At 40.3% G+C, this 22,228-nt stretch carries 17 protein-coding genes; 8 read left to right on the plus strand and 9 right to left on the minus strand.

The genetic code is table 11. From position 1 onward, the window contains the following. Positions 1 to 410 precede the first annotated feature (410 nt). Positions 411 to 737 (plus strand): hypothetical protein, encoded by a 327-nt coding sequence (locus NK987_RS04310; RefSeq protein WP_259262861.1) that lies wholly within the window; start codon positions 411 to 413, stop codon positions 735 to 737. A gap of 89 nt (positions 738 to 826) precedes the next feature. Next, entirely contained in the window at positions 827 to 2,161 is a 1,335-nt protein-coding gene (locus NK987_RS04315) for a sigma-54-dependent transcriptional regulator (protein ID WP_259262862.1), read from the plus strand. Position 2,162: 1 nt separating this feature from the next. Here NK987_RS04315 and NK987_RS04320 read toward each other — a convergent pair whose 3' ends face one another. From NK987_RS04320 to tsaD, 4 genes are all read right to left on the minus strand, one after another. Beyond that, positions 2,163 to 4,688 carry a hybrid sensor histidine kinase/response regulator gene (locus NK987_RS04320; RefSeq protein WP_259262863.1) on the minus strand — a complete coding sequence of 842 codons (2,526 nt, stop codon included), beginning with the start codon at positions 4,686 to 4,688 and terminating at the stop codon, positions 2,163 to 2,165. Positions 4,689 to 4,762: 74 nt separating this feature from the next. Then, a complete protein-coding gene (locus NK987_RS04325; protein ID WP_258421571.1) occupies positions 4,763 to 5,269 on the minus strand; it encodes an HNH endonuclease in 507 nt (168 codons plus the stop codon). Between the two features lie 55 nt (positions 5,270 to 5,324). Continuing rightward, complete coding sequence (gene smpB, locus NK987_RS04330) at positions 5,325 to 5,795, minus strand: SsrA-binding protein (protein WP_259262864.1); 471 nt, start codon at positions 5,793 to 5,795, stop codon at positions 5,325 to 5,327. 268 nt (positions 5,796 to 6,063) lie between these two features. Then, positions 6,064 to 7,068, minus strand: a complete 1,005-nt coding sequence (tsaD, locus tag NK987_RS04335; protein ID WP_259262865.1) for a tRNA (adenosine(37)-N6)-threonylcarbamoyltransferase complex transferase subunit TsaD — start codon at positions 7,066 to 7,068, stop codon at positions 6,064 to 6,066. A gap of 12 nt (positions 7,069 to 7,080) precedes the next feature. Between tsaD and NK987_RS04340 the strand changes: the two genes are divergently transcribed. From NK987_RS04340 to NK987_RS04365, 6 genes are all read left to right on the plus strand, one after another. Next, positions 7,081 to 11,700 (plus strand): translocation/assembly module TamB domain-containing protein, encoded by a 4,620-nt coding sequence (locus NK987_RS04340; RefSeq protein ID WP_259262866.1) that lies wholly within the window; start codon positions 7,081 to 7,083, stop codon positions 11,698 to 11,700. Positions 11,701 to 11,747: 47 nt separating this feature from the next. Beyond that, positions 11,748 to 13,049: a cryptochrome/photolyase family protein gene (locus NK987_RS04345; RefSeq protein WP_259262867.1), complete on the plus strand. Its 1,302-nt coding sequence runs from the start codon at positions 11,748 to 11,750 to the stop codon at positions 13,047 to 13,049. Beyond that, the gene (locus NK987_RS04350) at positions 13,046 to 13,996 is read left to right on the plus strand and encodes a Smr/MutS family protein (RefSeq protein WP_259262868.1); all 951 of its coding nucleotides are present in this window, start codon (positions 13,046 to 13,048) and stop codon (positions 13,994 to 13,996) included. Before NK987_RS04345 ends, NK987_RS04350 begins: the two co-directional genes overlap by 4 nt. A 3-nt stretch (positions 13,997 to 13,999) precedes the next feature. Continuing rightward, positions 14,000 to 14,833 carry a hypothetical protein gene (locus tag NK987_RS04355; protein WP_258421565.1) on the plus strand — a complete coding sequence of 278 codons (834 nt, stop codon included), beginning with the start codon at positions 14,000 to 14,002 and terminating at the stop codon, positions 14,831 to 14,833. 76 nt (positions 14,834 to 14,909) lie between these two features. Continuing rightward, positions 14,910 to 15,905: a bestrophin family protein gene (locus tag NK987_RS04360; protein WP_259262869.1), complete on the plus strand. Its 996-nt coding sequence runs from the start codon at positions 14,910 to 14,912 to the stop codon at positions 15,903 to 15,905. A gap of 43 nt (positions 15,906 to 15,948) precedes the next feature. Next, positions 15,949 to 16,494, plus strand: a complete 546-nt coding sequence (locus tag NK987_RS04365; protein WP_258421563.1) for a GNAT family N-acetyltransferase — start codon at positions 15,949 to 15,951, stop codon at positions 16,492 to 16,494. 435 nt (positions 16,495 to 16,929) lie between these two features. Here the strand turns inward: NK987_RS04365 and hisIE are convergent, their stop codons facing one another. The 5 genes from hisIE to NK987_RS04390 form a co-directional block, all read right to left on the minus strand. Then, positions 16,930 to 17,538 carry a bifunctional phosphoribosyl-AMP cyclohydrolase/phosphoribosyl-ATP diphosphatase HisIE gene (hisIE, locus tag NK987_RS04370; protein WP_259262870.1) on the minus strand — a complete coding sequence of 203 codons (609 nt, stop codon included), beginning with the start codon at positions 17,536 to 17,538 and terminating at the stop codon, positions 16,930 to 16,932. Positions 17,539 to 17,682: 144 nt separating this feature from the next. After that, positions 17,683 to 18,438, minus strand: a complete 756-nt coding sequence (gene hisF, locus NK987_RS04375) for an imidazole glycerol phosphate synthase subunit HisF (protein ID WP_259262871.1) — start codon at positions 18,436 to 18,438, stop codon at positions 17,683 to 17,685. Between the two features lie 143 nt (positions 18,439 to 18,581). After that, complete coding sequence (locus NK987_RS04380) at positions 18,582 to 20,000, minus strand: Glu/Leu/Phe/Val family dehydrogenase (RefSeq protein ID WP_259262872.1); 1,419 nt, start codon at positions 19,998 to 20,000, stop codon at positions 18,582 to 18,584. A 54-nt stretch (positions 20,001 to 20,054) separates the two neighbouring features. Continuing rightward, positions 20,055 to 21,149, minus strand: coding sequence for a serine hydrolase domain-containing protein (locus tag NK987_RS04385; RefSeq protein WP_259262873.1), 1,095 nt, complete (start codon positions 21,147 to 21,149; stop codon positions 20,055 to 20,057). A gap of 79 nt (positions 21,150 to 21,228) precedes the next feature. Further along, on the minus strand, positions 21,229 to 21,912 hold the full coding sequence (locus NK987_RS04390; RefSeq protein WP_259262874.1) for an ABC transporter ATP-binding protein: 684 nt from the start codon (positions 21,910 to 21,912) through the stop codon (positions 21,229 to 21,231). Positions 21,913 to 22,228: the final 316 nt, after the last annotated feature.

The following is a 22,228-nucleotide window of genomic DNA, read 5'->3' on the forward strand; positions in this document are numbered from 1 at the left end:
TTAAAAAATTCCTGCATGCAAATCTTCCACCAAAACCATGGGAAATAAAGGAAAGAAAATTGTAGGTAACTTGATTTGCAAATGGTCATTTCCCCAATGTTTGGGGATTTTTTCTACAGTTTGGGTAAGACCCTCCCCACATTTAAATCAGGAAAACCTTTTTTTGAGCCAATCAAGACCATTTTTCCCTTTGGCACATCATGTGCAAATAGGGTAAACATGAAACCGATATTAAAAGCATCTTTTCAAGGTCCGGTAATGATGACTCTAGAAAGCCTCGGCGGTGTGAAATTCGATTAATAATTAAAAAAACAAGAATTAAAAAAAGTCTATTTCTATGCCAAATGCTTAGTAAGAGAAAATTTAAAAAAATAAAACCAATTATCAATTTTAACTAAAACCAATTTATTATGAAAACCAGATTTATTATCCCCGCAATGTTTGCAATCGGACTGGCTACAGCTCCATTAATGGCAAACCCGACAATCGCTACAGATGCAAATTCTGGAATGGTCATGTCGCAAGAACAAGAAAAAGTAAAAGTGGATCCGGCTAATCTTCCTGCTCCCGTCAAAGAAGCCATCGAAAAAGATGAGGCTTTGAAAGCTTTGAAAATCAGCGAAGCATGGCAGGTGAGCGGCGAAAATGTACCGAATCATTTTGTGATAAAGTTTGACAATGCAGGTGAAGAACTTGTCAAAAAGTATACAGCCCTAGGAGAAGTGATTGAAGACTAATCAATCTTAAATTGTCAGATTAAAAAGGCACCGGAAATATTCTGGTGTCTTTTTTGTTATACTCTCTATTCAAACTTGAAAGGATAGAGATGCAAAAAATACTTTTGATCGAAGATGACATTACCTACTCTAGGATTATCAGAAATTTTTTAGAGAAAAATAACTTTCAAGTCCAATCGGCCAACAGCATTTCGCAAGCAATGCCGGTGATCCAATCCAACTGGCCCAACCTTATCATCACAGATTATAGGCTTCCGGACGGTACCGGCCTTGAGCTTTTAGAACAATCCACCAAGAATAACCCGGAAATAAATGTCATCCTGATAACCAATTACTCTGACATTAGAATAGCTGTCAAAGCGATGAAAATGGGTGCATTTGAATACATCACAAAACCGATCAATCCAGATGAATTGCTAGTAACAGTAAATGAATCTTTAAAAGGCGCTATTAATTCAAAATCTACCCCAACAAATTTGGAAAGCAAGGAACCTGATTATGTCAAAGGAAAAAGCCACAATGCTACAAAGATGGAGGAATTTATAAGTCTTGTTGCTCCTACAGACCTGAGTGTTCTGATATTGGGAGAAACAGGAACAGGAAAAGAATACATAGCGAAGAAAATCCATCAAAATTCAAATCGAAGGGACAAGCCATTTGTAGCGATTGATTGTGGCGCATTGTCTTCTGAACTTGCGGGAAGCGAACTTTTTGGCCATATAAAAGGATCTTTTACAGGGGCTTTGGATAACAAAACTGGGCATTTTGAACAGGCAAATGGTGGAACCATTTTTCTGGATGAGGTGGGCAATCTAGGCTATGAGATTCAAATCAAATTACTCAGGGCCATTGAGGAAAGGAAAATCCGAAAAATCGGTGCCAACAAAGAAACTGATATTGATGTCCGCATTATAGCTGCGACCAATGATGAACTTAAATCAGGAAGTCAGGATGGAAATTTCAGAGAGGACCTTTACCACAGGTTGAATGAATTTACGATTGATCTTCAGCCACTGAGAAACCGAAAAGAAGATATCAAACTTTTCACATCTCATTTCATCCACCAAAGTAATTTGAAGTTGGCTCGAAATGTCAGCGATATTGATGCAGAAGTAGAAAGGATTTTTATGGAATATTCTTGGCCAGGAAATCTACGAGAGTTGAAAAATATTGTCAGAAGAGCAGTTCTTTTGTGTAAAAATAAGATTATCACCAAAGATTTATTACCGCAGGATTTGCTCGAATACAAACAGGAATCCGAACCGAACGTTTTTGACTATAAAAACAATCTGGTTATCCAAGAAAAAGAAATGATTGACAAGGTTTTGAAAGAAGTCAGGTTCAATAAATCCAAAGCTTCCCAATTGTTGGGCATGGACAGAAAGACCCTGTATAACAAAATGGAAAAATACGGTCTCAAATAATTTATTGGGCTGCTTCTAATAGCCAATCAGCTTGAATTTTGACCAAAACCTGATTGGTTTCCATGACCAACTTTTCAATTGATAGGGCTGTTTCAATGTTTTTTCCTCGTTTGAGATCTCTTTCTATTTCCATTGCCAATTGGCAGGTACGGATTTTCAGCTGTCCCAGACGGCTTGACATCCTGTGGACTATTTCCATCACTTTTTCGAAATCCGATTTTTGCAATGATGATTTTAACCCTCTCAAATCACCGTTGGTTGCATTGACAAAATCCTGAATAACTTCAATCAACATTTCCCTGTCACCCATACAAAACCTCATCAAATCCGACAGGTCATAGTCATCTTGTACCAAATCCGGATCAACCTTAACCTTGCTGATTTGCTTTGAAGGTATCGGGGAAAGACCCAACACTAACCCGACTTTGTTGATTATTTCGGTTTCATTGAAAGGCTTTAATAGCAGACCATCAAATCCATGCTCCAATAGTTTTCTTTCCTCCTCTACAAAAACATTGGCAGTAATGGCTATAACCGGAAGGTTCTTGTATTTTATGTTTGATTTGATCAGTTTGATTACTTCCAAACCACTTACTTTAGGCATTTGGATGTCAATGATTGCAACATCAAATTCTAAGGGAATAAATTGTTCCAAAAACACTTCCCCTCCCTGAATATCCGTCACATTTGCTCCATGGTTTTCAAATACCAATTTGAGCAGTTGCAATCCAAGCGGGTCATCATCTACCAACAAAACATTAAATCCCCGGAGTGAATAATCGGAAGTTTGGTCTGCTTCTACAGAACGAGGATTGACACTAGGGCATGGAAGTACAAACGAAATAACAGTTCCCTTATCCACTTCTGATTCCACCAGGATAGTTCCTTCAAGTTTATCTACGAGTTTTTTGACAATCGCCAGACCCAATCCTGTTCCTCCAAATTTCCTGTTTACAGCTGAATCACCTTGATTAAATTCCTTGAAAATATTCTTTCTGATTTCTTGGGTCATTCCCATGCCAGAATCGGCAATCTTGATATAGAGATTGTTTTTCTCCCAAATGACATGAACATTTATACCTCCGTTTTGGGTAAATTTGAAGGAATTCCCCAAAAGATTGTTCATAATTTGATTGATTCTCAACTCGTCTCCAAGAAGCCATTTACCTTGTGGGATCTCTAGTTTCCAATTGAAAAAAAGGGTTTTTTCTTCCGCCTTTAAGGCAAAAGAATTTTTGATGGAAAGAAATAAACCTACAGGTTCAAAAGGTTCCTGAACGATTTTAATCTGACTGGCTTCCAGTTTCGAAAAATCTAAAATATCATTAACCACTGACTTGAGCGTATCAGATGCAAAACCTATTCTCTTGACAAACTCTTTTTGTTGGCCGATGAGATTGGATTTTCCCAAAGCTTCTTGATAGCCTTGGATAACATGAAGCGGATTTCGGATTTCATGACTCATATTGGAGAGAAAATCCTGCTTGGCTTTGGCAAGTTTATCTGAATACTTTTTGGCTTCTTCTAATTTCTCTCTGTAAAGGTTTTCTTTGTCTACCTCCTTTAGGATACTATAGGCAAACCCCAATGAGCCTATTACACCCAAAAAAACCAATGCTCCCAGAATCCATGAGACGGAATAAGTGAGTTTGTAGGCAGAATTTGTTTGGCTTTTATATCCATCCAACACTTCCGTTTGAAGGTCAGAAACAATGGATTGGATTTGTGAAAATACGGCTGTATTTTTTTCAATGAGGTTAGCCTCTAATCTTAAAAACCTGTTTTGAAGCCGTTGCTCATCTTTGAAAATTATCTCAACCGACTTTCGGATGGCCAAAAGTGTGGAATCTTGGTCATTGTACTGAATGGGCAGGGACTCGAATGAAACTTTTTCAGACTTTTTGATGTCATCGGCTATTTCAATCAATTCATTCTGAATATCAAATTCAATTTCTTCACCAAGATCATTGATTTCTGGACCAACAGAATCGGGTGCTAAGGTTTTTGGTGACAAAGAGGAGAGTAATTCTTTCGTTCTTAGCTTTCCCAAAAACTGCATATCGCTCAATTCCTGCTGCCTTTTGATCCGGATCTCAATCCCTTTCAAAGCCTCTGCACTGAAATTCCTGTTGGCAAGGTAATTCCGGACTTCTTCCAATCCTGCAAATACGACCATCAGTTCAGAAATAGTCAAGCTGAGCTCTTCATATGTCCCTATTTCTGCAGAATCTGTAGAGTTCAATTTAAGCCATACCAGCCTTTCTTTGACCCTTTTTCTAGCGAGTTCGGCAACAGAATCTTTATCCGAAGTCCGCTCAGTTTTGGTAAAGTCCAATACATAAACATCGGCCATAAGGCCATTAAGCTGCTGGAGTTTTTCATTTGGTTGAGTCAGATCCTCTACAGTATCAAGTAAGTTACGGATGCTGAAATAGGTAACCGTGCTTACACCAAGAACCAAAATAAAAGCTAAAACAAAACCAAAGACAACCTTTTTTCTGACCAGATATTTTCCTTTCAGCCGCATCAGTCCCTTTTTGGATCAAAAAAGGCAATAACCGTTCCATATTCTTTTTAAAAAAAATCAGAGAGCGATTTACTTTAAACCGGCCTCAACTCGAGATAAGGGACCCACTCCTCGGCATGCCTCTCTGCATATTCTGCCAAAAAATACCCCAAGCTTGGTTTGAAAGGTTGGGTTCTGAGTTGCATACCTGCTTGTTCGGGAGTTTTGTCTCCTTTGTACACATTACATCGGTGGCAGGCTGTCACCAGATTGATCCAATTGGATTTTCCTCCTTTTGATCTTGGCAATACATGGTCCAAAGTAAGCTGTTTTTTAGAACCGCAATATTGGCATTCCTGACTGTCCCTTTTAAAAATGTTGGCCCTATTCAACAAAACTCCCTTGTAGGGGATATTTTTGTATTCGTTCAATCTGATGACGGCGGGATATTGAAAACTTTTAGTTACAGTCCTGATAGTGAGGTCTTCATAAAAAGTCAGGCAGCTTACTTTTTCCAAATAAGTCAGGATAAATGCCTTTTGAACTGAAACAACGGCAACGGGAGAATGATCAAGATTTAAAACCAAAACACGTTTTTCCATAGTCCACTAATATAAAATCTTTGGTCGGAAAAACCTGTTGTAGAATTCAAATGTTTTAAAACTTCATTTTTGCAAGTTCTCTTTTCACATCTTTTTCTTTGATATCTTCCCTTTTGTCATGAAGTTTTTTACCCCGGGCCACTGCGATTTCAATTTTTGCCAATCCTTTGTCATTGATAAAAATCCTGATAGGAATGATAGAAAGGCCTTTTTCGGAAAATTTTGTTTCTATTTTTTCCAGTTCTCTTTTGTTCAACAAAAGCTTTCGCTCCCGGACTGCCTCGTGGTTATAACTTGCAGCCATAGAATATGGGGCAATATGCATCTGCTTGATGTACAATTCCTCTCTTTGAAAATAACAATATGCTTCTGTAAGCGAAACTTTGCCTTCACGCACAGATTTGATTTCGGTCCCGCTTAAGACAATGCCTGCTGTATAGGTATCCAGAAACTCAAATTCATGACTTGCCTTTTTGTTCCTGATGTTGATGATTTTATCGAATTTATTCTTTTTGGTTACTGCCATGCTTGGTTCTACTATTTGTGATGCTTGTAGTGGTTGTAATTGTTGTAGTGATTGTAATTGTTATTGAGTTATTTGGTTAATGGTTATTTGGTTAATTGTTGATTAAACGACCCTTGAGCAAAGTAGAGGTCGAAGGGCTTGCCTTACGCTTCAGGTATTTGAAACATGAATTTTGACAGTCTATCTCTCTTCTATTTTCTCGCCTCTTTGCTTCTCGGCTCTCGTCTCTCGGTTCTTGATACTTGACACTTAGTACTTGATACTATCCTCAAATCTTCATCCTCGCTTCTGGCACGACATCCAATCCGCAAAATTCCCCTTTAAGGTATTTGTAATGTGCCGCCATGGCAATCATAGCTGCGTTATCAGTACAGTATTCGAATTTTGGAACAAATACTTTCCAACCAAATTTGGCAGAAAGTTGTGTCAATTCCTCTCTTAATCCGGAATTCGCCGACACCCCACCGGCAATTGCGATTTCCTTGATTTTATGTTCTTTGGCTGCTTTTATCAGTTTTTGGGTAAGCATTTTGATCAGGGTAAATTGGACAGAGGCACAGATATCGTTAAGATTTTCGCTGATGAAATCCGGGTTTTCTTTGAGATTGTCCCGAAGGAAATAAAGAACCGCAGTTTTGATACCTGAGAATGAAAAGCTTAACTCAGGCATATCAGAAACAGGGAATTTGAAAGCTTTTGGATTGCCTGTTTTTGCAAATTTGTCGATCAACGGCCCGCCAGGGTAAGGTAGCCCAAGGAGTTTGGCGGTTTTGTCAAATGCTTCACCCACAGCATCGTCTGTCGTCTCTCCTATCACTTCCATTTCCAGATAGTTCTTGACCAAGACCAATTGGGTATGCCCACCACTTACAGTCAGACAAATAAATGGAAATGAAGGTTTTGGTTCTTCGATGAAATGGGCTAAAATATGCGCCTGCATGTGGTTGACATCTATCAATGGTATCCCCAAAGCAAATGCAAGCGATTTGGCAAACGACACTCCGACCAACAACGAGCCCATCAATCCCGGCCCACGGGTAAAGGCAATAGCTGAAAGTTCCTCTTTACTAATTCCTGATGAGGCTATTGCTTCATGGACTACGGGAATAAGGTGCTGTTGGTGGGCACGAGAGGCAAGTTCAGGAACTACACCCCCATATTTTTCGTGTACCGATTGCGTGGCGATGATATTATTGAGTATTTTGCCATCAGAAATGACCGCTGCCGACGTTTCATCACAAGATGATTCAATAGCCAGAATATTTATCTTCATTTCGCTTGCCTCTTGGAAAAGAACCCCAAAGTTACGGAAAAATTACTGAAAGCCTTAAGGGTCGTCTTCAGGTTGGTTCTTTTACTTTTTCTGGCATTTTTTCTTCTGGTGATCGCATTGCAGATCCCTGCAGTCCAAACCAGAATCACAAAATCATTCACCTCTTACCTCAGTAAAAACACCGGATTCGAAACCAGTATTGCCAAAGTGCGGATCAGGTGGTGGGATGCTATCAGCCTTCAGGATGTACTCATCTATGACCATCATGACAGTTTGATGGTAGATTTAAAGGATGTTTACATAGATTTTTCAATTTCGGGACTCTTAAACAGTGAGAACCCCGGACTGGACCAGGTCAAACTGGAAAGGGGAAATGTAAGGTTACTCTTCCACCCCGAAGAAGATTTTATCAACATTGCAGAATTTTTTTATCAAATCAACCTCCTGTTTCCAAGTGGGCCAAAGGATCCAAACCAAAAAGCTTCAAGGTTTGATATCGGTAATGTCAGCCTCAAAGAGACTTCATTGGACATCATCAATTATGGAAGTATTCCTATCGAAAGCGGTTTTGATTTTAATAAACTTCAGTTTAGAGATCTTATAGCTGATGCCGACGACTTTTATTTCCAAGGTCAGACGATAGGGATAAAGGTGAATTACTTTAGAGGTTTGGAATCCACTTCAGGACTAGTATTCCAACAGCTGAAGACTGATTTTACATACAGTCCTACCTTCATGGAATTTGATGACTTGTTTTTGAGATCCAATGATACCGAAATCAAGGACTACCTCAAATTCAGTTACACATCCACAAAAGGACTTTCGAACTTCATCCATGAAGTCAATATTTTAGCAAGGTTGGATGAGGCGGCTCTGGATATTCAGGATTTGAAGTATTTTACTGAAGGGCTAAACAACATCGAGGACAGGATATTTATCAGCGGAGAAATCGAAGGTACCGTAGATGACCTTGCCTCTGATGAGCTTCTCATCAGATTTGGGGAAAAAAGTGCACTTTTTGGAAAATTCAAAATCGATGGCTTACCCAATATCGACAGTACATTCTTTGAGATGTCGCTGATGAACTCAGTGCTGAACAGCAACGATCTTTCTCCCTATATCGGCGAAAATGCCAGAAAGGAAATCAACAAATTCAGAGATGTCCGTTTTGACACTGACTTTTCAGGATATCTCAATTATTTTACTGCAAACGGAAATTTCAGAACCGGCATCGGGAATATCATCGGCCGCCTCAGTTATAAAACAGAAAAAGGTCAACCTACCTACACTGGCAGGCTTCAGCTTGAAAACCTTGATATAGGTGTATTGGTCGAAGATCCTGAAAGATTTCAAAAAGTAACCATGACAGGACAGGTCAAGGGGACAGGATTGACTTTGGAAACAGCCCTACTTCAAGTAGATGCTGATATCAAAAGCGCAGGGATCAATGGCTATAATTACGCCAATATTGTGACTGACGCCACCTATGGCAAAGATTTGTTTCGTGGAAACATTAAAGTAGATGACCCCAATCTCAAAGGAGAGCTCAGTGGAGTTTTGGATGTCCGGGAGGGAAAAGACTCCATTAGAATGACGGTTAAGGTTGACACCGCATTCCTGAAAGAATTGAAATTTTTGGACAAAGATACCTTTGTCAGCGGAAAAATAGTAATTGATACCAAAGGTGTAACCTTGGATAATATTGAAGGAATCGCAAGGTTCAGTGATGTGGATCTCAGCTATGAGGGAAGAAATCTATTTGTGGACAATTTCTATTTCCAATCTTTATACACAGACGAATCAAGGCTCATCTCACTGAATTCTGATTTGCTTGTAGCAGGCATCCAAGGAAATTTCAAAGTGAGGCAACTCCTCGACGATATACAGAATTTAAGTCAGCAATATTTTTCAATTCTGACAAATTCTGAAGAAAAAATTGCATTGAGAGCAGATGCTAACGAGGAACCATATAACATCGACCTCAACCTGAAATTTATTGACATCAACCCCATCATCAACCTTCTGGAGCCTAGGGCTTCGATATCTAAAAACACAATCATTGAAGGGGCTTTTTACCAGACCCCGGACAATACAATTTTCAACTTTTTCTCCAGTATCGATACCATTTATTATGATGGAAATTTCCTTTATGATACCAATTTGGATTTTAATACTTCCAAACTGATCAATAGCTCAGACGTCCTGGCCTCCTTTTATATTTTCTCCAAAAAACAGGAACTCAACACTGGTCTAAAATTCAACAACCTTGCGATAGAGGCCATATGGAATGAATCAAGTATTGATTTCAGGTATGACCAAGATCAATTGGAAACAGGAAGCTATGTCCGGGTCAAAAACGATATCACCATTTATCCGGATCATACGACAGTAGTATTTGAGCCTTCAGAACTTAAAATTCTTGATAAAACATGGAATTTTGATCCAGAAAACAGCATCTATATAGCCCAAAAATCTTTTCTTTTTGACAACATCAAACTCTTTAATGAGGATCAGTTCATAGCGCTCAACGGAACCATTTCCCCAAATCCCAATGAAATGCTCGGTTTGGAAATCCACAATGTCAACCTTGATTTTTTCAACACACTCAGCACGAAAGAATTCAAAGGGCTTGCAAACGGGAATTTTGGATTCACAGATTTCTATGGTGCTATTGGTATCAACGGACAGGTGAATATTGATGAATTGAATATCAATAACTTTTTGGTGGGGAACATCGATGCCGCCACATTCATCGCAGATAAGGTAATCAATGTCGAAATCAATAATATCAGGAACGGTAAAAATGTGATCGCCATAAATGGAATTTTAGGAAGTACGGATGACCAACTTGACCTGAATGCCAAATTGAATGAGGCGGATTTGTCTGTTTTGGAGCCTTTTCTATCCAACTATATCACCAGAATGGGAGGTACTGTTTCAGGTGATTTTGACATTGGTGGATCCTTGGCATTTCCTGTTGTGATGGGGAGTGGAATCGTCACAGGAGGCACACTACTCGTCAACTATCTTAAAACCCAATACACTGTCGATGGCAATCTGATTTTCAATACCAATGAAATCAGCTTCAAAGAACTTACAGTAAGAGATATCAATGGAAACCGGGCAAGGATGCGGGGCGGTATTTCACACGATTATTTTTCGGATTTTATCCTGGATATTTCTTCCAACTTGGAAAATTTCCAAGTTCTCAACACAGGCTCCAAAGACAATGACCAGTTTTATGGTACTGCCTATGCGACCGGGAACCTTAATATTTTTGGCGCAGCCAATAACCTGGATATTACTGCAAGAGCGACTTCGCAGAAAAACACGAGAATATTTATTCCTTTAGGATCTAAAAGCTATGAAGCCCAAGAGGACTTTATCAAAATCATTAATGTCCGTGATACGGCAAGGGTAATATCCTTAGAGGAAACTGTCGAAAAACTTGACATCAACAATGTGCGGATGAATTTCACCTTTGATGTGACGCCTGATGCCTACACCGAAATTCAGATCGATCCTAGGACAGGGGAAACCATTCAAGGTAGAGGAAAGGGTGTGCTGACGATGAACATTGATACCCAAGGTAATTTTTCGATGTCGGGCAACTATGAAATCACTGAAGCCAAATACAATTTTTCGTTGTATAACATCCTGAGAAAGGAATTTATCGTGCAGCCCGGTGGTAGGATTTCATGGTTTGGAGATCCCTATGAAGGCATCATGGACATCAATGCCTATTATTTGGAAAGTGTATCACTCCAAAGCCTTCAGACCAATCAAAATGCAGCTTTGGAAGATCCTGCCATGCGGCGGAGATTCCCTCTTAAGGTCCTGATGAACCTGAAAGGTCAGATTCTTTCTCCTGAGATTACTTTCAATTTTGACTTTGCGGAATTTCCTACAGAAGGAAACATCCAAACTTACATCTCAGCATTCCAAAACAGAATAGCAAATGATGAGCAAGAAAAAAACAGGCAGGTTTTTTCAGTCATCATGATGCGGTCGCTATCTCCTGAAGGCCAGTTCAGCGGCGTCAGCAACATCGCCACGTCTAACCTGAGTCAGCTGCTTTCTTCCCAACTCAACAGCTTTATCGCACAGGTGGATCAAAACCTAGAGGTCGACATAGACCTGGCCAACCTAGACCAAAGTGCACTTGAGACTTTCCAGCTAAGGGTAGCCTATACTTTTTTGGATGGAAGACTGAGAGTCACCAGGGACGGAGGATTTACCGATTTGCAGGGCAATGCAGACCTAAACAGTATAGCAGGAGATTGGCAAGCCGAATACCTTGTCACGCAAGATGGGCGGTATAGGGTCCGGGTGTATAACAGAAATAATTTCAATACCTTCACTTCCCTTTCCCTTGCAAGGAATGTGGCGACATACGGGGTCTCCGTTTCCCAAAACCTTTCTTTCAATACCTTTGGTGAGCTTTGGGACAGAATCAGAAACAAAGAAAATCAACGCCTCAGGATCAATGATCAAGATGATTTTTTGAGATACAATGATGGCAAAGAAAATTGGACACCAATTCCTTTGGACAGCCTGGAAAGGAAGGTAAGCCCTTTGGATTATCAGATGGATCTTCCTGTAAAAAATACGCCAAAAGGGAAGCAAGATTAAAACAATTTTGCCTGCAGGATATTGATACCTGAAATGAAACAAACAGTATGGAAAAAATCAGCCTATTTTGGTTCAGAAGGGATCTGAGACTCGAGGACAACACAGGCCTGTATTATGCCTATTCACAGGAAAAAAATGTGCTGCCGCTATTCATCTTTGACAGGGATATTTTGGACAAACTTGATGACAAAAAAGATGCTCGGGTAGAATTTATCCATTCCCAAATCTTAAAATTGAGCGAATCCCTGAAGGAATTCGGAAGTTCAATCTTGGTCAAATACGGTAAACCGATTGAGATTTACAGGGAGTTACTCGGCGAATATGACATCCAAAATGTCTATACCAACCGGGACTATGAACCCTATGCCAAAGAAAGGGACCAAGCCATCAAGGATTTGTTAAAAGAAAAAGGAATCCAGTTCTTGGATTTCAAAGATCAGGTCATCTTTGAAAAGGAAGAAATCGTCAATGGAAGCGGGGAATTTTACAAAGTCTTCACCCCTTACAGCAAGGTTTGGCTGGAAAAATTCAGCAAAGCATCCATTCAACTTCTTAACCTTGATACCAAAAAGAACAATTTTCACCAGACTTCTCCCCTGCCTGTTCCGACCTTGGAAGAAATGGGTTTTGAGAAATCAGACATCCAAATCCCTCCTCTTGAAATTGACAAACCCCTGATCCAGAAATACGATTCTCAAAGAAATTTTCCCGGAATAAAGGGAACATCCAGATTGGGAATTCATTTAAGATTTGGTACCATCAGTGTAAGGAAACTTGCTTTGGAGGCTTCAAAGCTCAATGATACCTTCCTCAACGAATTGATCTGGAGGGAATTTTACATGATGATCCTCCATCATAATCCCCAAGTGACCGAGCATGCTTTCAAGCCGAAATACGACCATATTCCTTGGCGGACAGATGAAGGTGATTTTGAAAAGTGGTGCCAAGGAATGACCGGATATCCGATCGTAGATGCAGGTATGAGGGAACTCAACGCTACCGGATTTATGCACAATAGGGTAAGGATGATTGTAGCGAGTTTTCTTACCAAGCATCTTTTGATTGATTGGCGATGGGGAGAAGCGTACTTTGCAAAAAAATTACTCGACTTTGAACTGTCTTCTAACAACGGGGGTTGGCAATGGGCTGCAGGGACAGGGACTGATGCCCAGCCATATTTCAGGGTATTCAATCCCGAATCCCAAACCGAGAAGTTTGACAAAGACCTTCAATACATCAAAAAATGGGTGCCCGAATACGGGACATCCGCTTATCCAGAATCTATGGTCGACCACAAATTCGCAAGAGAAAGGGCCATAGAAACATACAAAACCGCATTGAACACATGAACATAGGAGACAAAGTCCGTTTGCTTCACGGCAACGAATCAGGAGTAATTGTAAAAATATCCGGGAGCGGAAGAGTGGAAGTGGAGATAGAAGACGGGTTCCGGATTCCTGCCATGAAAAACGAGATCGTTGTCATTTCCAGTGCCGAGAAGCAATATTTTGGCGAGTCCAAAGAAGCCGTAACAGACCAGCCAAGTTCATTCTCCAAGGTCAAAACCTCCAAAGAAGGCGGTCTTTTCCTAGCCTATATCCCACTCAACGACAAAGACCACAGCATTTACATCAGCAACAATACTGACCGTGATTATATCCTGATGGCTACGGAAGTCTATGGCAGCAATGGTCAAACCATTTTTGCAGGGATGCTCAAAAAGAAAACTACCCAAAAACTGGGAGAAAAATCCATACATGATTTTGAGGAGTGGCCGATGCTTTTGGTCCAGTTTTTCCCCATTCATTCCAAGATAGAAAATATGGAACCATCTTTCGAGAGAAGAGTCAAATTCAAAGCTTCTTCCTTTTTCAAAAGCCGGGGTACTGCTCCAATTTTGGACAAAAGTGGCTATGTATTCAAACTTTCTGATCAAACCAAAGAAATAGATATTCAAAAATTGAACGAACAGCTCAATACCGAAAAAACCATTCCTGTATTGAAGTTTCAAAAGCCTCCTAGAGAAATCGACCTTCACATTGAGCAGCTTACCAAAGATTTCTCGATGATGAGCAACGGTGAAATGGTTCGCCTTCAGATGGAAACCTTCGAAAAAAACCTCAATTACGCCATCGCTTCAGGAATGGATGAAATCACCTTTATCCACGGCATCGGCAACGGCGTACTCCGAAAAGAAATCCACAAGTATTTGAGTCATTTAGGAAATATTAAGTATTTTCAGGACACACAAAAAAGCCGGTTTGGATACGGCGCTACATTGGTCAGAATCTCTTAAGCCATGCAAGGAAAGGTTTCCCCTATTTTCAGGTTGTTCACACAGCAGTTTGAAGACGCAAAATCAGCTTTTTTATCATTGAGCAAAAGGTATAGGGGGAAAAAATCCATGGAATTGGAACAGAAGCTGATATTCCTTGAAATCTATGTAGACTTCCTTTCAAGAATTCATTTTAAAGAAGAAAACCTCAAATTCCAGCTCTTTTCACCCTTCAAAAAAATCTTTAAAGGACTTAAGAAAACCAAACACCTGAAGATGATTATGAAGCAGGTGGAATCAGTCAAGATGAGAGACAATGTCGTATTCAATTCCTACACCAAAGCCCTTGAATCAGAAAAAAACAAAGTGTATGCTGAGGTTTATGACCTTATCGTATCCACCCCGCTTCAGATTTGGGATGAACTTTACAATGAAGTCTACCAATACAGCAGAGGCCTCAAGCCACTCATGGTCAATACCTCCACGACCCAGATAATCAGTGAGGAGCTGGAGTTTTTTAACCTTGACAACAAAACGAAACTCGATACCAAGGCACTAAAAGACATATACGAAGGAATACGGGTAATTATAGCTTTGGAAAATCTCAGGATAGAATCAGGTTTCAATTCTATTTTTGTGAAAGAAGTCCATGTTAGGATGAGTGAGCTTCAAAAGGACTTGTTGGTTTGGTATCAAAATCAGCTTTTTTTACAGCACCTGACCGGATTTTTGACTGACAAAGAAGATATTTCCAAAAAATACATTGACCTCTTGGCTTCTTTGCAGCAAAATAAAAAGATAAATACCGCCAAAGTAGAGACCAAATGCCGTGAATTATTCGAAAGAATTCTGGAGTAAAAAGGCACAAAACCCATCTTGAATAAAGATTCTTTGGCAATAAATTGATTTTTGAAAGAAATAAAGTCTAACCGATATGTACGTAAACAGGAATTACAGCTTTTTGATGACCTTCAAGTGGTCCAAAAAACCTTTTTATTATGGACTCGTCTATGCCGCTATCATTACCATTCTTTATCAGGTCACAGAAATCAAGTTTACCCTGCCTTGGCAACCAATCAGCATTATCGGTATTGCAGTCTCTTTTTACCTTGGTTTCAAAAACAACTCCTCCTATGACAGGACTTGGGAGGCACGCAAAATCTGGGGAGCAATAGTCAACGACAGCCGGACTTTTGCCACTGCTGTCATCAGTCTTCTGAATGAAAATCCCGACCATGAAACAGAAATTCTGAAAAAAAGTCTCATCTACCGCCACTTGGCTTGGGTGATTTCCCTGCGGTATATGATGCGAATTCCCAAGTCTTGGGAACACAAGTTCGGTCCCCAAAACATTGTATTTGTTCCCACATATGCTGAAATACTGAACAACGGACTGGACAAAGAATTGAAAGAATATCTTTCTGAATCAGAGTTGGCGCATTTCAGAACAAAATCCAATATACCTTCGCAGATTTTGAAAAAGCAATCTGAAGTCATCAATGAAATAAAAAACAAAGGATTGATCAGTGATTTCAAGCAGGTCTGGTTTCACCAATTGATCGGGCGGCTCTATGACAATCAGGGTATGTCAGAGCGGATCAAGAATTTCCCTCTTCCCCGTCAGTATGCATCTGTAGCTTTGTGGATGACTTGGGTATTTTGCCTATTGATTCCCTTTGGCCTGTTGGACATTTTTTTGACATCTGATGAATTGTGGATTTGGATGACCATCCCTTTCTCCGGGATGATTATCTGGATATTTTTCCTGATGGAAAAAATTGGAGATTATTCCGAAAATCCATTTGAAGGCGCATACAATGATGTACCTATTTCATCTATCACCCGTGGCATAGAAATCGATTTGAGGGAAATGCTTGATGATGAAAATATTCCCAAGCCATACCCCGTTGAGAATGGGTTTTTGATGTAAATTCACAGTACCATTGACAGCTAGAAGTCCGTGGTTTTTTCCTATGTCACTCCAATTCAAAACAGCTGATTCCTACGAGGAATTTGTCGGCATCCTTGAACTCCAACAAGAAAATCATATCAAAAATCTAGAATCCTTGGATCAGGGGTTTGTCTTTGCGGAGCACAGCGTAGAAGACCTTGCCAAAATGAATTCATTTGCACCGCATATCATAGCCAAAGATGGCGACCTAGTTGTGGCTTACATCCTCGGCATGACAGTCGAAAGCAGGTACGATATTTCGATGTTAATCCCGATGTTTGAGCAGTTTGACCAAATCGAAGTAAACGGCACCCCACTTTCAGATTACAATTACATCGTTGTTGGTCAGGTTGCTGTTGCAAAGGATTATCGTGGAATGGGCATTTTTGACAAATGCTACGAACTATACCATGAAGTTCACGGCAAAAATTTTGACTTTGCCATCACAGAAATCTCCGAGCGTAACTACCGGTCACTTGCCGCCCACTACCGGGTCGGCTTCCGTGAACTCAGCCGCTATCCCAATGAAGACGGTGAAGTTTGGATTATTGTAGCTTGGGATTGGTAAAATCGATAGGTTGTTCTGGCCTAAGCATATTTGAATTTTAAAAAAAACCTTAGATGGGATTCTGTAAGAAAAACTGAAAATTCTAAGGCTAAAATTGTATAACTCGTTTTATGGCAAAAATCATAAAAAGAAAACGACAATACATTACCCGATTCCCAGTTTGGTTTTTTGTAATTATTTTTTTCGCACTTTCTCCCTATCTCATAGGAGTCCTTGGAAGTTACCTTACAGAACTTTCAACAGGGGAACCCTGCAATGAAAGCAATTGTGGTTGGATGGTTCTCCCCTTTTTCACTTTCATCACTTTACCGATTGGAATATTAGGATTGTTGGTGTTTTTAGTAATTGTCCTTCAAGATTCCTTTGAACTAAAGAATAAACCCAAATAAATACCTCTCCTAATAAAATCAAAAATTCAAATTCCAAATTTGAATTTCAGTTTCCCTTATGCCTTTTGATCAGCACTTCCATCACCTCGTCAAGTTCGATTTCTTTTGCTTCGAGGAGGATAAGGTAGTGGAAAAGTAAATCGGCCGCTTCTCCCAAAAATAAGTCTTTGTTGTCGTCTTTGGCTTCAATGACAATCTCAACCGCTTCTTCCCCTACTTTTTGGGCGATCTTGTTGATGCCTTTTGCAAAGAGTGATGCGGTGTAGGATTTTTCAATTGGATTGTTTTTGCGGTCTTTGATGATGTCCCTGAGTTTGTCGATAAACAGTGTTTTACTGCTGTTGTTCTCCGCCCAACAGGTATCATCACCTTTGTGACAAACAGGCCCAACAGGATTTACGCGGACCAAAAGCGTGTCATTGTCACAGTCCAATTTGATTGATTTGAGCATCAGGAAATTGCCGGATGTTTCACCTTTTGTCCAAAGCCTCCCTTTAGTCCTGCTATAAAAAGTGACTTTTTGGGTAGAAATGGTCATGTCCAAAGCTTCTTGGTTCATATAACCAAGCATCAGGACAGCACCTGTCACTTCATCCTGAATGATGGCAGGGATAAGCCCGTCTACTTTGTCAAAATCTATATTGAGGTTATTCATTTTTTAATTCCAATGTGATTTATAGGTAAAAGAAAGATGGTTGAAATAAAGTGGAAATAAGGTTGATTTAAATGGAAATAAGGCCGAAAGGAGAAGCTTATTTCAAAATATTTCACCCAGTATATTTCAACCTTATTTCAGTTTTTACTTCCTAATTGATATCCCCTCTGAACTCAAATAAGTCTTGAGTTCAGGGATTGGGATCTCTTTAAAGTGGAAGATACTTGCTGCCAATGCAGCATCTGCTTTGCCATAGGTAAACACATCTTTGAAATGTTCGCTGTTTCCGGCACCACCTGAAGCGATGACAGGAATGGAAAGCATGGAGGAAATCTCCGCCGTAATCTCATTGGCAAAGCCTCCTTTGGTACCGTCATGATCCATGGAAGTAAGGAGGATTTCTCCTGCGCCACGGTCACAGACTTCCCTAGCCCAAGCTTGGGTTTGGAGTAAAGTCGGTTTCCTTCCTCCATGAGTATGAACAAAGTCTATTCCATCGACATTACGTGTATCTATGGCTACCACGACACACTGACTGCCAAATTCCTGTGCCATGTCATTGATGATCTGCGGGTTATGAACTGCCGCAGAATTGATAGAGATTTTATCTGCACCTGCATTGAGCAGTACTTTTACATCCTCCACGGTAGAAATACCCCCACCTACAGTAAAGGGAATATTGATGGCTTTTGCAATTTTTGTAACCAGTTCAGCCAAAGTTTTGCGTTTGTCGACAGTAGCGGTGATGTCCAAAAAAACCAGTTCGTCGGCACCTTCATCTGAGTAGATTTTTGCCAATTCCACTGGGTCTCCAGCATCGCGCAACTGAACAAAATTTACTCCTTTGACTGTTCTGCCATCTTTGATATCCAGGCAGGGGATTATTCTTTTTGTTAACATTATTTAGATGGGAGATTTGAGACATGAGATTTGAGACGGGAGACAAAAGATCCAAGGCGTGAGAGCCAGCATATTGGTCGACCTTAACTTTTCAACCTTAAAACCTTCCAACCTTTCGAACTTTTTCTTTTAACCAAAATTAATCAAGGAAAAATTCCAAGATCCATATAGCTGACCGAAATTCTCTCCAATGCCAATATAAAACCGGCTGTTCTAAGGCTTTTAATGTTTTTTTCCTGCCTCACTTTATTCATGGCATGGTAGGCATTGACCATTGTCTCTTCCAAACCGGAAAGAACCAAATCCCTTTCGGAAGCTCCTTGGATCAGCTGTGCTTTTTCCTCGTCTGTAAATTCCTCCCCAGTGGCATTTTCGATAGTGCCGAGAAGTTTCCTGTATTTTTCTTGGTCATATCTTTTTTCCAGTTTGCCAAAAGACACACGTGAAAGATTTTTTAGCCATTCAAAATAAGAAACCGTCACCCCTCCTGCATTGAGATACATATCAGGAATGATCATTTTTCCATTTTCGGTCAAAATTCTTTCCGCTTCCTGGGTAACCGGACCATTGGCCGCTTCTCCGATAATCTTGGCTTGGATCTTGGCCGCATTTTCTTTGGTAATCTGGTTTTCCAAGGCAGCGGGAATTAGGATATCGCATGGATAGGTCAGCAGTTCCTTGCTTTTTTCTATAAATTCTCCTGATCCGTATCCTTTAAATCCTCCTGTCTGATTTTGGTATTTCTTCAATGCCTCAACATTGATTCCCTTCTCATCGAAGATTCCCCCATTCCATTCAGCGATCCCAATCACTTTTGCTCCAGCTTCGCTAAGGTATTTGGCAGAATAAAAACCCACGTTTCCAAGCCCCTGTACAATTACGGTTTTTCCCCTCAGACCTGTGGAAAGACCCAAAGCGGTCATATCTTCTTCCACACTCACCGCCTCACGGATTCCAAAAAACACACCTTGACCAGTCGCTTCAGTCCTGCCGTCGATTCCGTGTTGGGAAAGTGGCTTCCCGGTTACACAGCCTTTTGCATTGATAACCTCCGGATTGAAAGCCTCATAAGTATCTACAATCCAAGCCATTTCGCGTGCTCCCGTGCCGTAATCAGGGGCGGGCACATCGATGGCAGGGCCTATGAATTTTTTCTTGATCAATTCAGAAGTATACCTCCGTGTAATTTTTTCAAGTTGGTTTACTGTGTATTTTTTTGGATCTATACTTACCCCACCTTTGGCACCACCAAAGGGAACATTTACCAAAGCACATTTATAAGTCATGAGTGAAGCAAGACCTTTAACTTCTTCTTCATCTACTTGATCGCTGAATCTTATCCCACCTTTGCAGGGAAGCTTATGATGTGAATGCTGTATCCTATACCCTGTGAGTGTTTCATAGGTTCCATCATCATTTCGGATAGGGAAATGGAATTTATATATGCTGTTACACTCTTTGATCTGCTCCAATAATCCGGGATGAATATCCATGTGCTTAGCTGCCTCATCCACAAACCCACAAACATCCTGAAACAAACTGTATTCGGTCTTCTTGCTCATAAAAACTGGTATTTTGGTTACGCCCCGAAGATACAAATCATTTGACTGAAGTCCTTAATTAGCGGGAATGATATTTCTCAGGATTGCCCAGATATCATCCAAAAAAGCATAAGGAACCAAAGCCTGATCCGGGCTTTCGCCCATCCTTACCAAGACAAGATTTTGGGAAGGTACCACACAAACATACTGTCCGTTTTTTCCCAAACCGCAATACATATCATCAGGACCATTCGGGGCATAGGAACCGGGAACTTTGATCTGAACTCCAGGCGGCATATAACTTCCCTTACCATTGAGCCACCAAAGATATCCGTAGCTTTCGTTGAGGCTTTGGGAAGTATTGATCATGTCGTCCAGGTAATTTTTATCATTAATGATGCTTTGTCCATCCCAGTCACCTTTTGCCAAAAACAAAAGCCCGAATCTAGCCATGGACCTGGCATCACTAAAAAAAACATTATTGAAATCAACCCGCTGCCAAGTTCCGTTAATTCCGATTTTGGAAGCTAGTTTTTCATTGAAATATTGGCTGAAAGATTTGTCGGTTGCCCCTTCTATCACCTTGTCCAATAAAGTATATGGAGCATTATGATATGCCCAATGGGTTCCGGGATAAGCTTTGAAAACCAAACTTTCCTTCGAAAAATCATCCTTATTTGCCACTCCATCATCTAGACCTGTGGTCATGGTGAGATGGTGCCAAACCGTGATTTTATCTTCTTGTAGCGTGGTAAGTGAAGTCCAACCCTTCCCCATATAATCAGAACTTGGTTTTTGGATATCCAGCTTACCTTCTTCTTGGGCTATCCCAGTCAAGGTTGCAGTGAGGGTCTTCCCTGCAGATGCCCAATACCACAGAGAACTTTGGTCAAAAGGCTGTCCACCACTGATTTTGGTTCCGAAATATTCTTCTACGACGATCTTCCCGTCTTTGAGAATGATGAAAGCACGGGAGCTGTTGTTTTCCAATAACTCCTTGAGGTCTTCCAATTTTTCCAAGTCCCAATTGAGGGAAGCGGGTGTGGTGGTCTCCCAGGTATTACCGGACAAAGGAGGAAAATACAATGAAGATGGATTGGGATCGGGAGATTCTTTTTCTTGGCATGAATAGATTGCAAAAAAAAGAATCAAAAAGAGAAAATTTTTCATAGGATATGGAGATAGATTTTGATAAAAATGAAACTGAAATTTAGACAAAACAGGCGTTAAAAGGTTTAAAAAAGCAATTTTATTGTTTTATGATATAGCCGTCCTCCATTTCAATGATCCTGTCTGTTCCGGCTGCAAACTCAGGATCGTGGGTGACAATGAGCATGGTCTGTTTGAATTCTTGCGCCAATTCTTTAAAAATATTAAATACAATATCCGAATTTTTCTTATCAAGATTTCCTGTGGGTTCATCACCCATGATAATGAGAGGATCATTCATCAGGGATCGTGCGATGGCGACTCTTTGCTTTTGTCCTCCGGAAAGTTGGTTGGCTTTTTTCAAAGCATGGTCCTGCATGTCAAAGATTTTGAGTTTTTCCATGGCGATATGTTCGAGTTCGGGCCGGGATTTTTTGTTGAGTTTGAGGCCGGGAATCATGACATTTTCCAAAACCGAAAATTCATTGAGCAGATAATGAAACTGAAAAACAAATCCGATTTTTTCATTCCGGATTTTGGAAAGGAAGCTTGGGCTTTTCCCACTGATCACCTCTCCGTCAATCAATAATTTACCTTCATAATCTGTATCCATGGTACTGAGGATATAAAGGAGGGTTGATTTGCCACAGCCTGATTTTCCCATGATGGACACGAATTCTCCCCTGGTCACCTTAAAAGTTACCTCCTTGAGCACCTGGGTTTTATCAGGGCTGAAAAAGTATTTGTTAACTTTTTGTGCTTCTAGGACAGGTTTTTCCTGCATGGTAGTGGTTGTAGTTGTTGTAATGGTTGTAGTCGTTATAATTGTTGTAGTGGTTCTAATTGTTGTCTGCTTCGCGTTGTCGGGTTATCGGGTCGAGAAGCGGACAATCTAAATGAAAATGATTCTTATCAACAAAGACTTTACCTTGTCACCTCGACGAAGGAGAGGTCTATTTTACATTTCTTTTATTTATTAAAAGATTTCTCAGTCGTACCTCCTTCGAAATGACTAGTGTAGGCTCTTTCTTGACTTAACGCTGTTATTGCTGACTGCGACTGCCAACTTTTCTCGTTTCTCGCCTCTTTTCCATTCTTCA

It is taken from the genome of Aquiflexum gelatinilyticum, assembly GCF_024813435.1.
In the GTDB taxonomy this organism is placed as follows: Bacteria; Bacteroidota; Bacteroidia; order Cytophagales; family Cyclobacteriaceae; genus Cognataquiflexum; species Cognataquiflexum gelatinilyticum.

What these genes read in the sequence shown, in the direction of transcription:
- NK987_RS04310 (WP_259262861.1), top strand. Translation starts at nt 411, where the DNA reads ATGAAAACCAGATTTATTATCCCCGCAATGTTTGCAATCGGACTGGCT.
- NK987_RS04315 (WP_259262862.1), top strand. Translation starts at nt 827, where the DNA reads ATGCAAAAAATACTTTTGATCGAAGATGACATTACCTACTCTAGGATT.
- NK987_RS04320 (WP_259262863.1), bottom strand. Translation starts at nt 4,688, where the DNA reads ATGCGGCTGAAAGGAAAATATCTGGTCAGAAAAAAGGTTGTCTTTGGT.
- NK987_RS04325 (WP_258421571.1), bottom strand. Translation starts at nt 5,269, where the DNA reads ATGGAAAAACGTGTTTTGGTTTTAAATCTTGATCATTCTCCCGTTGCC.
- smpB (WP_259262864.1), bottom strand. Translation starts at nt 5,795, where the DNA reads ATGGCAGTAACCAAAAAGAATAAATTCGATAAAATCATCAACATCAGG.
- tsaD (WP_259262865.1), bottom strand. Translation starts at nt 7,068, where the DNA reads ATGAAGATAAATATTCTGGCTATTGAATCATCTTGTGATGAAACGTCG.
- NK987_RS04345 (WP_259262867.1), top strand. Translation starts at nt 11,748, where the DNA reads ATGGAAAAAATCAGCCTATTTTGGTTCAGAAGGGATCTGAGACTCGAG.
- NK987_RS04350 (WP_259262868.1), top strand. Translation starts at nt 13,046, where the DNA reads ATGAACATAGGAGACAAAGTCCGTTTGCTTCACGGCAACGAATCAGGA.
- NK987_RS04355 (WP_258421565.1), top strand. Translation starts at nt 14,000, where the DNA reads ATGCAAGGAAAGGTTTCCCCTATTTTCAGGTTGTTCACACAGCAGTTT.
- NK987_RS04360 (WP_259262869.1), top strand. Translation starts at nt 14,910, where the DNA reads ATGTACGTAAACAGGAATTACAGCTTTTTGATGACCTTCAAGTGGTCC.
- NK987_RS04365 (WP_258421563.1), top strand. Translation starts at nt 15,949, where the DNA reads ATGTCACTCCAATTCAAAACAGCTGATTCCTACGAGGAATTTGTCGGC.
- hisIE (WP_259262870.1), bottom strand. Translation starts at nt 17,538, where the DNA reads ATGAATAACCTCAATATAGATTTTGACAAAGTAGACGGGCTTATCCCT.
- hisF (WP_259262871.1), bottom strand. Translation starts at nt 18,438, where the DNA reads ATGTTAACAAAAAGAATAATCCCCTGCCTGGATATCAAAGATGGCAGA.
- NK987_RS04380 (WP_259262872.1), bottom strand. Translation starts at nt 20,000, where the DNA reads ATGAGCAAGAAGACCGAATACAGTTTGTTTCAGGATGTTTGTGGGTTT.
- NK987_RS04385 (WP_259262873.1), bottom strand. Translation starts at nt 21,149, where the DNA reads ATGAAAAATTTTCTCTTTTTGATTCTTTTTTTTGCAATCTATTCATGC.
- NK987_RS04390 (WP_259262874.1), bottom strand. Translation starts at nt 21,912, where the DNA reads ATGCAGGAAAAACCTGTCCTAGAAGCACAAAAAGTTAACAAATACTTT.